Annotated in this window: 14 protein-coding genes; 3 read left to right on the top strand and 11 right to left on the bottom strand. The window is 62.1% G+C overall.

Annotated features, from left to right (window positions below):
• The first annotated feature begins 38 nt into the window (after nucleotides 1–38).
• A complete protein-coding gene (gene grxD / locus ACWTU8_RS11155; RefSeq protein WP_455848109.1) occupies nucleotides 39–374 on the top strand; it encodes a Grx4 family monothiol glutaredoxin in 336 nt (111 codons plus the stop codon).
• A 109-nt stretch (nucleotides 375–483) separates the two neighbouring features.
• Nucleotides 484–1728: a multidrug effflux MFS transporter gene (locus tag ACWTU8_RS11160; RefSeq protein WP_455848110.1), complete on the top strand. Its 1245-nt coding sequence runs from the start codon at nucleotides 484–486 to the stop codon at nucleotides 1726–1728.
• Nucleotides 1729–1741: 13 nt separating this feature from the next.
• On the opposite strand, the gene ACWTU8_RS11165 is transcribed toward ACWTU8_RS11160, so the two are convergent.
• The 8 genes from ACWTU8_RS11165 to ACWTU8_RS11200 form a co-directional block, all read right to left on the bottom strand.
• Entirely contained in the window at nucleotides 1742–2149 is a 408-nt protein-coding gene (locus ACWTU8_RS11165; protein ID WP_455848111.1) for a hypothetical protein, read from the bottom strand.
• A 104-nt stretch (nucleotides 2150–2253) separates the two neighbouring features.
• Nucleotides 2254–3000, bottom strand: coding sequence for a pyridoxal 4-dehydrogenase, SDR-type (gene pldH / locus ACWTU8_RS11170; RefSeq protein ID WP_455848112.1), 747 nt, complete (start codon nucleotides 2998–3000; stop codon nucleotides 2254–2256).
• A 39-nt stretch (nucleotides 3001–3039) separates the two neighbouring features.
• Nucleotides 3040–4218: a pyridoxamine--pyruvate transaminase gene (ppaT, locus tag ACWTU8_RS11175; protein WP_455848113.1), complete on the bottom strand. Its 1179-nt coding sequence runs from the start codon at nucleotides 4216–4218 to the stop codon at nucleotides 3040–3042.
• Nucleotides 4219–4244: 26 nt separating this feature from the next.
• Nucleotides 4245–5051 (bottom strand): 4-pyridoxolactonase, encoded by an 807-nt coding sequence (gene pldA / locus ACWTU8_RS11180; protein WP_455848114.1) that lies wholly within the window; start codon nucleotides 5049–5051, stop codon nucleotides 4245–4247.
• Nucleotides 5052–5098: 47 nt separating this feature from the next.
• Nucleotides 5099–6034 carry a putative B6 ABC transporter permease subunit 1 gene (locus tag ACWTU8_RS11185; RefSeq protein ID WP_455848115.1) on the bottom strand — a complete coding sequence of 312 codons (936 nt, stop codon included), beginning with the start codon at nucleotides 6032–6034 and terminating at the stop codon, nucleotides 5099–5101.
• Nucleotides 6035–6038: 4 nt separating this feature from the next.
• Nucleotides 6039–7136 carry a putative B6 ABC transporter permease subunit 2 gene (locus ACWTU8_RS11190; protein ID WP_455848116.1) on the bottom strand — a complete coding sequence of 366 codons (1098 nt, stop codon included), beginning with the start codon at nucleotides 7134–7136 and terminating at the stop codon, nucleotides 6039–6041.
• Complete coding sequence (locus ACWTU8_RS11195) at nucleotides 7133–8701, bottom strand: putative B6 ABC transporter ATP-binding protein (protein WP_455848117.1); 1569 nt, start codon at nucleotides 8699–8701, stop codon at nucleotides 7133–7135. The genes ACWTU8_RS11190 and ACWTU8_RS11195 overlap by 4 nt, the downstream gene beginning before the upstream one ends.
• Before the next feature lie 80 nt (nucleotides 8702–8781).
• Nucleotides 8782–9810, bottom strand: a complete 1029-nt coding sequence (locus ACWTU8_RS11200) for a putative B6 ABC transporter substrate-binding protein (protein ID WP_455848118.1) — start codon at nucleotides 9808–9810, stop codon at nucleotides 8782–8784.
• Between the two features lie 103 nt (nucleotides 9811–9913).
• On the opposite strand from ACWTU8_RS11200, the gene ACWTU8_RS11205 reads away from it, so the two are divergent.
• Nucleotides 9914–10333, top strand: a complete 420-nt coding sequence (locus ACWTU8_RS11205) for a hypothetical protein (RefSeq protein WP_455848119.1) — start codon at nucleotides 9914–9916, stop codon at nucleotides 10331–10333.
• Between the two features lie 39 nt (nucleotides 10334–10372).
• Here the strand turns inward: ACWTU8_RS11205 and ACWTU8_RS11210 are convergent, their stop codons facing one another.
• The 3 genes from ACWTU8_RS11210 to ACWTU8_RS11220 are packed head-to-tail and all read right to left on the bottom strand — an operon-like array spanning nucleotide 10373 to nucleotide 13075.
• Nucleotides 10373–11383 carry an ABC transporter substrate-binding protein gene (locus ACWTU8_RS11210; protein WP_455838201.1) on the bottom strand — a complete coding sequence of 337 codons (1011 nt, stop codon included), beginning with the start codon at nucleotides 11381–11383 and terminating at the stop codon, nucleotides 10373–10375.
• A 37-nt stretch (nucleotides 11384–11420) separates the two neighbouring features.
• A complete protein-coding gene (locus ACWTU8_RS11215) occupies nucleotides 11421–12236 on the bottom strand; it encodes an ABC transporter permease (protein ID WP_455848120.1) in 816 nt (271 codons plus the stop codon).
• Nucleotides 12233–13075 (bottom strand): ABC transporter ATP-binding protein, encoded by an 843-nt coding sequence (locus tag ACWTU8_RS11220; RefSeq protein ID WP_455848121.1) that lies wholly within the window; start codon nucleotides 13073–13075, stop codon nucleotides 12233–12235. Before ACWTU8_RS11220 ends, ACWTU8_RS11215 begins: the two co-directional genes overlap by 4 nt.
• Nucleotides 13076–13197: the final 122 nt, after the last annotated feature.

Genomic DNA, 13197 nt, shown 5'->3' on the forward strand with positions numbered 1-13197 from the left:
TTTCGAGCCCGACTCCCGCGGGCATGAAAGGATTCTCCATGAGCGGTATCAACGACTACATCGACAGCGAAGTGAAGGGCAACGACGTCGTTCTCTTCATGAAGGGCACGCCCGGTTTCCCGCAATGCGGATTTTCCGGTCAGGTCGTGCAGATCCTCGACTACATCGGGGCCGACTACAAGGGCGTGGACGTGCTGACGTCGTCCGAGCTGCGGCAAGGTATCAAGGAATACTCCAACTGGCCGACGATTCCTCAGCTCTACGTCAAGGGTGAATTCGTTGGCGGCTGCGACATCATCCGCGAGATGTTCCAGGCAGGGGAACTTCAGACGTTCCTCGTCGAAAAGGGCGTGAGCGTCAAAGGCGCCGCCTGACGAGCACGTCGGGCACTTCGCCAAGCTGATTACCTCCCGGTGTCGGGGTACAAGACGAACGAATGCGCCGGTGCGCCGGCGCTTTTTCGTTTGAAGATCGGACTTTGCCGTGGATCAGCATGCACAAGCGCCGCAACAGGCAGGTACCTTGCCTATTCCGCGCTGGGAATTCATCGCTCTGTGCGCGGCATTGATGGCGCTCAACTCGCTAGCCATCGACATCATGCTGCCGGCACTGCAGCAGATCGGCGCCTCGCTGGGTGTGGAGAATGAAAACCACCGCCAATATGTGATTGCCGCTTATATTCTGGGCTTTGGCGGTGGACAGCTCTTCTTCGGACCGATCTCGGACCGCTTCGGGCGCCGTGCTCCGCTCGTTGTCGGGCTGGTGATCTATGTCGCGGCAGCGGCTGCGGCGGCAATTGCCCCGACATTCGCCATCCTTATCCTGTGCAGGGTGGTGCAAGGCATCGGCGCCGCGGCCACACGCGTCATCGCCGTCTCGATCGTGCGCGACACTTTCGACGGCCGGCGCATGGCCGAGGTCATGTCATTGATCTTCATGGTGTTCATGGCCATTCCGGTCGTCGCCCCCGGCATCGGTCAGTTCATCATGCTGTTCGCGACCTGGCACGTGATCTTCATCACTATGGCGGCCGGGGCGCTGATCGTGTCGGCCTGGGCGCTGCTGCGCTTGCCCGAAACGCTGCATCCCGAATATCGCAGGCCGCTGACGGCCGAATCCATCATCGGCGGCTTCCGCATCGTGCTGACCAATCGCATGGCACTTTGCTATGCCTTTGCCAGCACTTTTGCCTTTGGCGCAATGTTTGGCTTCATCAACTCGGCGCAGCAGATCTATGTCGGCGTTTTCGGCGTCGGCGAGATGTTCCCGGTGATTTTCGCAGGGATAGCCGGCGTGCTCGCCTTTTCGAACTATCTGAATTCGCGCCTTGTCGGCCGCATCGGCATGCGCCGCTTGTCGCAGAGCGCGCTGCTCTTGTTTCTGGCCATCAGCCTCGCCTGGCTGATCGTTTCCATCCAAATGAAGATGCCGCTCTGGCTTTTCATCACCTTCTTTGCCTGCGCGATGGTCCCGTTCGGCGCACTCGGTGCGAATTTCAACGCGCTCGCCATGGAGCCGCTCGGCCAACTGGCCGGCACGGCATCGTCCATTCTGGGTTTCATGCAGACCTTCCTCGGCGGCCTGCTCGGCACGCTGATCGGCCAAGCCTTCAACGGCACAGTGACGCCCTTGGCCGCCGGATTCTGCAGCGTTTCGCTTGGCGCATTGGTGATGGTGCTGATCGCCGAGCGCGGCAAATTCTTCCAGCCGCAAAATCCGCCGGTTTAATGCCGGACGCGCTTTAGGATGCAGCCCCACTCGCTGCTGTGAAGCGAGGGAACAGCATACGCCCTGCGATCGCTCCACCCATGCTGTCCGAAACGGGCAGTGGCAGAGCCTTGTCAAGAGCCTCGAGGACGGAAGCCACGAAGGCCCGGTTAAGCGTGGCATCATTCCCTAGACGGGAGTAGGTGGCGCGAGGCTTGCCGATAAGTGTGCCGTTTCGGCGAATTGAGAACTGCAGCGTCAGAGTCATGCCCGCGGTTCCGGGCGGCGGCTCCCAACAGGCGACGATCGCGGAGAACATCTCGTTTACGGTGTCGATGGGATCGGGACTGCGACATGCGCGTTCCTGCGATCTCGCCTCGTTCGGGCCGGCAACCAAGGCCAGGGCAAGCGCCAGTGCGACAATTGCGGACCGAGGTTTCATTTCGGGTCTCCGGTTTCGCGCGGACAAATGTAATGTAAGCGAATTTTTTGACGAAAGCCTCCATCGATATCAGCCTGTCGTATCCTTTCAGACGCGATGCGCTTTTAGTGACGCACCATGCCGGCGTCGACATTCAACGTCTGGCCGGTGATCCAGCGCGCGTCGTCCGAGGCCAAGAACGACACCACGTCGGCGATATGTTCCGGCTGGCCCTTCCCCTTCATCGCCTGCAGCATCTCGACGAAGCCGAACGCCTCGTTGTGCGGGCTCGCCTTGACGCCATCGCTCTCGATTAGGCCCGGCGTCACCGCGTTGGCGGTGATATTGTATTTGCCGAGCTCTGTGGCGAGCGCTCTGGTGAAACCGATGACGCCGCCCTTGGCCGCGACATAGGCTGCCATGTTCGGCGTGCCGGCAAAGAAGGTGTTGGAGGCGATGCTGATCACCCGGCCGGCCTTGCCCGCTGCACGCATCTGGTCCGTTCCTGCGCGGCTGACGATAAAGGTGCCGGTCAGATTGACGTCGATGATCTTGCGCCAATGGTCGAGATCGACATCGTCCCAGGCGACGAACGGCACGATGCTGGCATTGTTGACCAGAATATCGACGCCCCCGGTCAGCGCCTGGATCTCGGCGAAGAGTGCCTTGACCGATGCAGGATCGGAAATGTCGGCGGCGATCGCCTTCGCTTTTCCGCCGATCGACCCGGCCGCGGTTTCGGCGCCTTCCGCGTTGATGTCGCTGACGATGACGGTCGCGCCATCGGCGGCCAACCGCGCGGCGATCGCCTTGCCGATGCCTTGTGCGGCCCCGGTAACCAGGGCGGTCTTTCCCGCAAGCCGTTCAGTCATGAAAACGCTCCCTCAATTGTGATCTGGTGATTTTCTGGTTCACGCGTCGGCGTCGATAATGGCCAGCGCCGCGTCGATGCCTTTGCCGACCGCGAGTTCCTGGCCTAAAGCATTCATAGCGCCGCCAAGTGCCGTCAGCGCCGCGATCGCATAGATCGGCTGGGCGGTCGGGCCCATATGGCCGATACGTGTCAGCTTGCCCAATGTTTCGCCACGGCCCGACGAAAACACCACGCCGTAGCGGGCGCGCGCCGCCTGGCGAAGCGCCTTCTCATCAATGTCTTCTGGCGTCCGGACGGCAGTCGTGGTTGGCGATGCGACATTGTCGCTGGCGGCCCAGATCGACAGACCCATGGCGGCGACGCCCGCGCGCATGGCCCTGGCGGTCAGCGCGTGGCGCGCCCACACCGCTGCCGGTCCCTCGTTGAGGTAGAGGTCGAGCGCGACGTCGAGCCCGTTCATCTCTGCGACGGACGGCGTGAAGGGAAACGGCTTGTCCTTCGACCAAGCATGCTCCCAGTCGACGATGCTGAGCATCGACGCGCGTGGCGCCAGTGGATTTGCCTTCATCTTGGCCCAGGCGCGCTCGCTGACGCCCATCATCGTGAGGCCGGGAGGCGCGCCGAGGCATTTGTTCGGCCCGGTGACGTAGATGTCGGCCTTGCAATCCTCAGGATGCGTTTTCATGCCGCCGAAGGACGAAACGGCATCGACGATCAGATAGGCGCCATGCGCCGAAACCAGCGCGCCGATGGCGTCGATCGGGTTGATGGTGCCCGACGGCGTATCGTGGTGGCAGACGGAAACGATGGTGATTTCCGGATGCGCTTCCAGCATTGCCGCAACCGCCTGCGGGTCGATCGCCTCGTTGTAGGGCACCTCGATTTCGAGGAGTTGCGGCGAATAGCGCTTGGCCCAATAGCCAAACCCCTTGCCGTAGACACCGGAGGCAAGGTTGAGCACGACGTCGTCAGGCGTGATCAGAGAGGCTGCGGCCGCCTCCAGGCCAAGAACCGGCTCGCCATGGAGAATGACCGGCCTGTTCGACAGCCGCATTGCCTTCTGCGCCTTGTCGACCACACCCTCGTAAAAGAGCTGGAACGCTGGGTCGTAGTCGTAGAGCACGGTGCGGCCGAGGCCGCGCAGCACATCGGGATAAGCGTTCACCGGCCCCGCGGTGAGCGTGATGACCGGTTCGGCGTGTTCGAAATAGCGCATGGTCTTTGTCTCCGCATTGACGGCGGTCAGCCGTAGAACTGCGTGCCGATCCGATAGGTCTTGAAGTTTTCCATGTCGTGCGAATACATCAGCTCGGCCCCATAATCCTCGGCGAGCTTCTTCACCTTGCGCATCGAGTTGACACCCGCCACTGGGTCGATGTGGAAGGCCGCCTGGCACAGCGTTTCAAGGCTCTTCTGCGTGTAGGCTGCATCGATGGTGAACATGATCGGCTTGCGCTTGGGAAACTCCACCAGCAGGCTGTAATGGCCGATCGAATGGCCGGGCGTCGAGATCATTTTGACCCCCCTGGCAAGCTCGACATCGCCGTCAATGCCCTCAAAGGTCGAGTTAGCCCGCGTCGTGCCTTCCAGCAATTGCGCGGTTGCGCCACGCGCTTCTGCAGCCTCCGCCGAAAAGCTCAGATCGGAATAGCCGAGATGCTCGAAAGGCTGGGGATTGCAGGCCTGCGGCACCTCGGTGCGATGGCAGATTTTCTTGGCATGCGGGAAATACTTGTTGCCGCCGCAATGGTCGAAGTGGAAATGCGAGTTGACAACGACGTCGATATCCTTCGGCTCGAGACCAAGCAGCGCCAGGGCGCCGGGAATTGTCTGGTGCTTTTCCTGGATCGGCTTTTCGAAGGGCAGCACTTTCATGACGTGATCGTAGTCGTAGCCGGTGTCGATGAGGAACCGGCCCTCAGCATGCTCGATCAGGATCGAATAGACGGGAAAGCGCACTTCGCCGCCGGGGCCGCGATTCCAGAACACGTGATAGCCGTCGAGCACGAGCGAATCTCCGTCGAGCAGGTAGACCTTGGTATCCGACATTTTTGTCTCCTCTTTTGGCGCGGGTCCCATCCGCGCATGAATTGCCGTCAGCGCGCGCCGCGCTCGTAAGGAATACCGAGCGCTGCCGGCAGACTGGCGCGCCGGCCGAACAGCACCAGCATGATCATCACCGCCATGAACGGCAGCATCTGGATGACGTCGGTTGGTATGTTGATGCCGGCCACCTGCATGGCCGTCGTCAGCGACAGGCAGACGCCGAACAGCAAGGCGCCGAACAGCACCCAGACCGGTCGGCCGCGTGCCAGCATGGTCAGCACGATGCCGAGAAAGCCCGCGCCATTGGTGATGAACGGAATGAACAGGCCTGCTCCGACATTGGCGAGAAAGGCGCCGCCGAGCCCCGCCAGCGCTCCCGTCGTCAGCACGGCGATGGTGCGGGTTCGCACGACGTCAATGCCGGCGACGTCAAGGGCGGCCGGCTTATCGCCCGCCGCCTGCAGGGTGAGGCCGAGCTGCGTGCGCCGATAGACGTAGCCCATGGCGAAAACCAGCGCGACCGCGAGATAGACGCTGAGATGCTGCCTGAACAGCGCCGGCCCGATGACCGGAATGTCCGACAGCAACGGGATGACGGTCACGTCCACTGCCGGCAGGCGGGGATAGCTGCGCGAAAACTGGAAATGGTGGAGCAGAGCCGTCAGACCTTCCAGTCCGAGCGTCAGCGCGATGCCGATGACGATCTGGTTCAACCCGATGCGCACGCAAAGCAGCGCCATGACCAGCGCCACCGCGATACCACCGCCGGCGCCGGTGAGAAAGCCGAGCCACAGCGATCCGGAATAGAAGGCGCCGACAAAGCCGAGATAGGCGCCGGCCAGCATCATGCCCTCGATGCCGATGTTGAGTACGCCGGCCTTTTCGGACATCTGTTCGCCGAGACCGGCCAGCAGCAGCGGGATCGCCGCGGTGACCGCGCCAAACAAAAGCGCGCTGAGAAAGACTTCGCCGAACAGCCCGGTCATCGCTTCAGTTCCTTCGCGACTGGTTGTAGCGGTGATCGAGGTATTCGGCGAGCGCGAGCACGATCAGCACGATGGAGACCAGCACGAGCGTGAAATGATTGGGCACGTCGAGCCGGCGCGCCGCACTCTCGCCGCCGATCGACAGCACCGAGAGCAGGAACACGAAACCGATGGCGGCAAAGCCGTTCATGCGGGCGAGGAACACCACGGGGATGACTGCAAGCCCATACGCAGGGTTCCAGTCGGCGCGGACGTTACCCTGAACGCCGAGGATATCGACGGCGCCGGCAAGGCCGGCCAGCCCGGCCGAAATGGCGAAGACGGCAATGGTGAGCTTCGGCACGCCGAGCCCCGCATGGATGGCTGCGCGCGGGTTTGCGCCGACGATCCTCAGCTTCAGGCCGAAGGCCGTGCGCGTCATCACCAGATGTACAGTGATGATTGCCACCAGTCCCAGAAGCAATCCGCTGGTGATGGTCGTGTCGAACAGGCGCGGCAGCCGGTCCTCGACCGGCAAAGTGCGGGTCTGCGGCACGGTAGTCCCTGGATCGCGAAACACCAACTTGACCAGCACATTGGCAAGCGAGGTACCCAGGAAGGTCATCATCAGCGTGGTGATGATCTCGTTGACGCCCTGATAGGCCCGCAGCAGCGCCGGCACCAGCGACCAGATCATCGCAACCAACATGGCGATGACGAACGAGCAGATCAGCGCCAGCCAGGCCGGCATGACCTGCACGAGAGCCGGAGCGCTGGCCGCAGCCGTTACCGCGCCGAGCAGGAACTGGCCATCGCCGCCAAGATTCCACATGCCGGCGCGAAAGGCCACGATCAGACCGGCGGCAAGAAACAGCAGTGGCGCCATGCGCGTCAGCGTCTGCTGGATGCCGAGCGGCGATAAAAGCCCTCTCTTGAGCACAAAGCCATAGTAGGCAAGCGGATCGACGCCGACGGCAAGCAGGATGCTGCCGGCGATGATCAGCGCGGCCAGGATCGGGCCGAGCGTCATCAGCAGCCGATGCTGGATATCGCGGCGCGTGACCACAGCAGCCGTGGCATCGAGTGCGGTTGCACCGGCGGATGGTGCGGTGTCGATGCTCATGCGGCAAGCCCGATCATCAAGCGACCTATCTTGGTGCGGGCATCGTCGGCATTCTCGACGGTGCCGACGAGCGATCCGTTCGCGATGACGGCAATGCGGTCGCACATGCTGAGCAACTCCTCCAGATCGGTGGAGATGAGCAGCACGGCAAGGCCGCGAGCCGCCGTGTCGCGGATTCGCTGGCGTGAAGCCAATGTGTTGGCGAGATCGAGCCCGTATGTCGGCTTGTTGAAGATCACCACTTTTGCGCCTTCGGCGAGTTCGCGCGCCAGCAGCACCTTCTGGATATTGCCGCCGGAGAGCCGGGCGACCGGCGTTTTCAGGCTGGGCGTACGCACGTCGTATTCACGGACCAGTTGGGCCGCGCGCTTGTCGATTTCGGCGCGCTGCTCGACGCCTCTGCGCCAGAAGGGGGCCGCGCCGACCTGCTTGAGAAAGAAGTTGATCGAGACCGGGAAGGTCCCGACCGTGCCCTCGCCGAGCCGGTCGTCGGTCAGATAGCGAAGGCCCCTCTGGCGGCGTTCGCCGACACTCAGCGTCTCGATGGGCGAGCCCTGCAGCCGCACCGACCCGCCCACAATCGCACGCTGGCCGGCCAGCGCCTCCGCCAGTTGCTTCTGGCCATTGCCGTCGATACCGGCGATGCCCAGCAGTTCGCCTGGACGGATATCGAACGAAATCGACGACAGGCCCGGCGCATCGTCTGTCGGCGCAACGCCGAGATCATGGACCTGAAGCAGCGGAGCCGCTTCGGCGTGGATGGTGCGAACCGGACGCTCGGCCGCTTCCGGGTCGTCCTTCTGCTTGCCGAACATCAATTCGACGATCTCAGAGATGATCGCTTGCTCGCCCAGTGCACGAAACCGCTCGGGAGGAATTTCGCCGACCTTGCGGCCGAGTTTCAGCACCGAGATTCGATCGCCAAAAGCCGCCGCCTCCTTGAGCTTGTGGGTGATGAAGACGATCGCCAACCCCTGCTCGACCAGGCGGCGCATCAGCGCGCCAAGCTCGTCGATGCCCTTCGGCGTTAGCATCGAGGTCGACTCGTCGAGGATCAGAAGCCGGCTGTTGCGCACCATCGCGCGCAGGATCTCGACCTGCTGCTGCTCGCCGAGCGAGAGTTCCGACACCTTGGCATGCAGCTTGACCGTGATGCCGAGTGTCATTGTGATTTCGGCGACGCGCTCTTCCAATTCTTCGGTTTTGGGGCGCTGCCACCACGGTCCGCCGAGCAGCAGGTTTTCCGCCACCGTCAGCGTCGGCACCAGCATCATGTGCTGGAATACGGTTCCGATGCCGAGCGCCAGTGCATGGCGGGGCGATGTGATCGCGGTAGGCTCGCCGTCGACAAGTATGCGCCCCTCGTCCGGCTGCTGCAGGCCCGAAAGCATGCCGATCAAGGTGGATTTCCCGGCGCCGTTTTCACCGAGCAACACATGCACCTCGCCCGGACGGATCGCCAGATCGACGCTGTCATTGGCGACCACACCGGGGAACCGTTTGGTGACGCCTTCAAGCGCGACGATGTCGCGCTTGTCGACCGACAATGAGGACGCACTGCTCATGAAAGCCAAGGCCTTGAAAACATAAAATCGGTTCGGAGGGGTGAACGGATCACCCCTCCGGAAGCCTGCTTTTGATCGCCCTACTGGGCGACGCTGGTCATCAGCGCCCTGACGGCTGCTGCATCATAGACCGGATCGACCTTGGTCTTGCCGGAAATGATGTCTTCGCGCAGCGCCTGGATCTCCGCCCAGACATCGTCGGGGATCGCAGCGGTTTTCAAAAGCTTGACTGAATCGTCCTTGAGGCCGATCGAGTAGCTCTTGGTGCCGAACGTGTCGGCCTTCAGGTCGGCGATCATCGCCGCGTAGACCGGCTCGATATTCCAGACCACCGACGAAAGCAGGAAACCTTTGTCGATCGGCGTCTTGTCGCCGATGACGTCGATGAAATAGACCTTGCCTCCATCGCCGGCCTTGGTCGTCTCGACCGCCTGCAGCATGCCGAAGCTCGAGCCGTTGCCCTGGCCGAAGATGATGTCGGCGCCGGACGCGATCACACTTTCGGTGACGCGCTTGCCGCCGGCCGCATCGCTGTAGGCGGCGGGCCCGATCACCGCATAGGTGACCTTGACGTCCGGATTCTCGGCCTTGACGCCCTGCGCGAACGCAGCCGACTGCGAGTTCCACGACGGAGGCTCGCCGGACACGACGATACCGACCGACTTGGAACGCGACATCTTGGCGGCGAGACGACCGGCAAGATACGCGCCCTGGTGACCGCTCAGCGTGTAGTCGGCGACCAGGCCCTTCTCCAGACCGGTCGGTGTATCGACGATCGCCACCGGCACCTTGGTTTCCTTGGCGATTTCGGGTGCCGCGGTGTTGTAGCCGCTGGCATGGGCGATCAGCAGGCTGGCGCCGTCAGCCGCCAGTTCCCGCAATGTCGGCCGCACGTCACCATAGCCGAGCCCCTGCGCCATCACTATCTCGACACCGGCAGCTTTCGCCGCTGCCTTGGCAGCGTCGATGCCTTGCTGGTTCCAGCCATAATCAGTGCCTTCTTCCGGCGTCAGGATGGCAATGGACTTGACTTCGGCGGCAAGTGCATTGCCCAGCAAGAGGCTGCTTAATATAACAGCGCTTACGCTGCTCTTCAGAAACTTAGACATGTTACCCTCTCTGTTCGGTTGAACCAAGATATTCTTATTGTTATTGCGCAAACGCGAGGTAGACTGCCTGAACAATTCCATACGGAGTTCAGGCAAGGTGGTTGTGCGATACATCCTTCCGATAGCGCTGGCGTTCACGTCGTTCGCCAGCGCGGTTGAATTGCGGCACGTCACCGTGCGAACCGGCACCGACGGGCTCGATCGTGTGCCGCTGACGATTTCGAATGCGGGGCGCGAGGCGCTTTCCTGCAACGCAGACTTCGCCCACTGGTATTCGGCCACGATCGCCACCGCGGCGCCTGGCAAGAGCGCCAGTGTCGAGCTGTGGTTCGATCCAAAAACCGGGACGTTTTCGATCCTCAACGACAAGCGCGAAAACCTGCCCGTCGAGCGACTGTGGTGCGGCCTGGCCAGCCAGGCATACGCCACGCGCGTTCAAATCGCGCTTGATCGAACCAGCGCCGCAAAGGGGCAAGTGGCCGTGACGTGCAGCAGCGCGGACGACAGGCTGGCCTGTCGATAGACCCTCGCTTTTCACCAGGTCAGACACCGCCCCCGACCTTCACTCTGCCGCCAGGAATTTGTCAGTGAAGACGTCGTCGGCCGACAGGGCCGTTTTGAGGACGCCCTGATCCGTCAGCGTCTTCAAGGTCTCTTCCCACTGAGTCTTGGTCATCCAGCCGAGGCCGTGCTCCTTCGTCGCCGGACTGTTGAACGTCGAAGCGATGTCGGCGTTCAGCTGGGCCAGCAGCACATCCTTCTTTTCCGCGTAGCCCGGAACGGCCTTGGCGGTGATCTCGGCGGCTTCTTCCGGATGAGCTGCGACATAGTCGAAAGCTTCCCTGTAGGCCTTCACGAAACGGCGCACGACATCGGGCTTGTCCTTGATCATCGCCTCAGAGGTGAACAGCCCCGAGCCATAGGCTTTCCAGCCGTGATCCGCGCCGAGCATGATGCTCAGCGACCCCGGGCCGCCGGCCTTGGCTTCAAGTTCGGGCACTTCGGCGTCGAGATAACCGACCACTGTCTGCACGCGTCCGAGCAGCAGGTAGCTCTCGTAAGGCGGCGAGACGCTGTTGAGCGTCATGTCCTTCTCGCTCATGCCATTGGCAGCCAGAAAACCCCTGAAGAAGATGTAGGTGGAGCCTGCCGGATGGATGCCGATGGTCAGGCCCTTGAGGTCGGACGGCTTGGTCAGCTTGAGCGTCTTGGCGAGCGAGATGATGCCCAGCGGCGACTGCTGGTTGACTGCCGCTAGCGCCACGACGGGAACATTCTGGGATCGTGCCACGGCAAGCGTCGGAAGATCGCCGAAGCCGAATTCAGCGTTGCCGTTGCCCACGAGGCGCATTGCGTCCGGCGAGCCAGAGCCTTTGCGGACCTCGATGACATCTATGTCGTTCTTGGCGAAGAAGCCTTTTTCCTTGCCGACAAAGAACATGGCGTGATTGCCGCGCACCACCCAGTCGAGCTGGACGTTGACCGTGTCCGCCGCCAGAGCCGCGTTCGAGAAGCCAAGCGCGCTGACAAACGCCGCAAAGGTGGCTGCCTTGATAAGAGAGCGTCTCAGCATTGTTTGTTCCCCTTGTTTGTTGGTTGTTCAAAAGATCCTAAGCCCGGCTGAATTTGGGCGCCCAGGGCACCACGAAGCGTTCTAGAATTTCGGCTGCGTAGTAGAAGGCGATGCCGAGCACGGAAACGAGCAGCAGCGCCGCAAAGACAAGAGCCGTGTCGAGCTGGGTCGACGCGAACTGGATGACGTAGCCGAGCCCGTCCGAGGCTCCGGCAAATTCGCCAACGATGGCGCCGATCACACTCAGGGTCGCTGCAATTTTGGTTCCGGCCATTAGGCTCGGCAGCGAGTGGGGAACACGGATCCTGAACAGGATCTGGGTCCGGCTGGCGCCAACCGAATTCATCAGCGACAGAAGCGAACGGTCGACCGATTGCATGCCGGCCAGCATCGACAGCGTCACCGGGAAGAAGGCGATGACCAGGATCAGACCGATTTTGGGTGCGAGCCCGTAGCCGAACCAGAGGATGAAGATCGGCGCCAGCGCGACCTTCGGCACATTCTGGAACAACACGACGAGCGGGTAGAGAGCGCGGCCCAGCCAGTCGAAGCGCACGATGACGAGAGCAAGCGCAATGCCGACTACGACCGAGACAAGGAAGCCAAACAGGATTTCGCCCGCCGTGACCACCGTCGCCTGCATGAGGGTGCCCCATTGGGCGACCAGCGATTTCGCAATCTCGGATGGGGCAGGAACGATAAAGGAGGATATGGAGAATATCCGCACCGCGGCTTCCCACAACACGATCGTCACCAGCAGAAGGATGACCGCCGGAAGCCAGCTGCTTGTCGCCGCATTCCAGTCGGAAACAGGCTCTGGCTGGGAGAGGTTCGTGAGAGGCTGCTCGCTCACGTCGCGCCTCCCGGCTGATGACTGGAGCGCAGCATCGTTCGAAGCTGAAGCACCAGGCTGACGAATTCGGGGACTTCGGTCACGGAAGCGTCGCGCGGATAGGGCAGCGGAATGTCCAGACTCTGAGTAATGCGTCCCGGGTTGATCCCCAGCACATGAACCTGGCGAGACAACTGAATGGCTTCGTCGATCGAATGCGTCACGAAGACAATCGTCTTTCCGGTCCTCTGCCAGATCTCAAGCAGCGACTGGCCCATCGAATCGCGGGTGATCGCGTCAAGGGCACCAAACGGCTCGTCCATCAGCAAGACCGCCGGATCAAGCGCCAAAGCCCGGGCGATGGCGACCCGCTGACGCATGCCGCCAGACAGTTCGTTTGGGCGCTTGTGGGCGGCATCGCCAAGGCCCACCAGTTCCAGCATCTCCTGTCCACGCGCCCGCAGCGCCGAGCGCGACATCGACTTGTCGGCGATGCCTAGCAGCATCGAGGCATTGTCGACGGCGTTTTTCCACGGCAGCAGATTGGCGTCCTGAAAGACCAGACCTATCATCCGTTTGCGCGCCGCCTCGCCTGGCGAAACGCCGGCGATCGAGACGCTGCCGTTGCTCGGACTTACCAGCCCAGCAAGCACTTTAAGCAACGTACTCTTGCCACAACCGGACGGACCGATGAGGGAAACGAACGAACCCTTCGGAACCGAAAGGTCTATATCCCTAAGGATCAGTTGCCGGTTCTGATCCGTGCCCATGATTACCGACAAGCCCTTGGTGGAAATGAGGTCGTCGTGGCGAATATGGGCGGGTCGGCCGCCGGCTGGTCGAATGGTTTCAACCTGCATGGTCGGTCACCCCACACATGGTCATTGGCCGCAGCCGCGCGGTTTTGATGGTGCAGTCCGCATGAGCGGCCAACCAGGTGAAATTCCCAACACGGCCAGCCTCGTGCGCAACTCGTGCCATC

Source organism: Mesorhizobium sp. BHbdii (assembly GCF_053848045.1).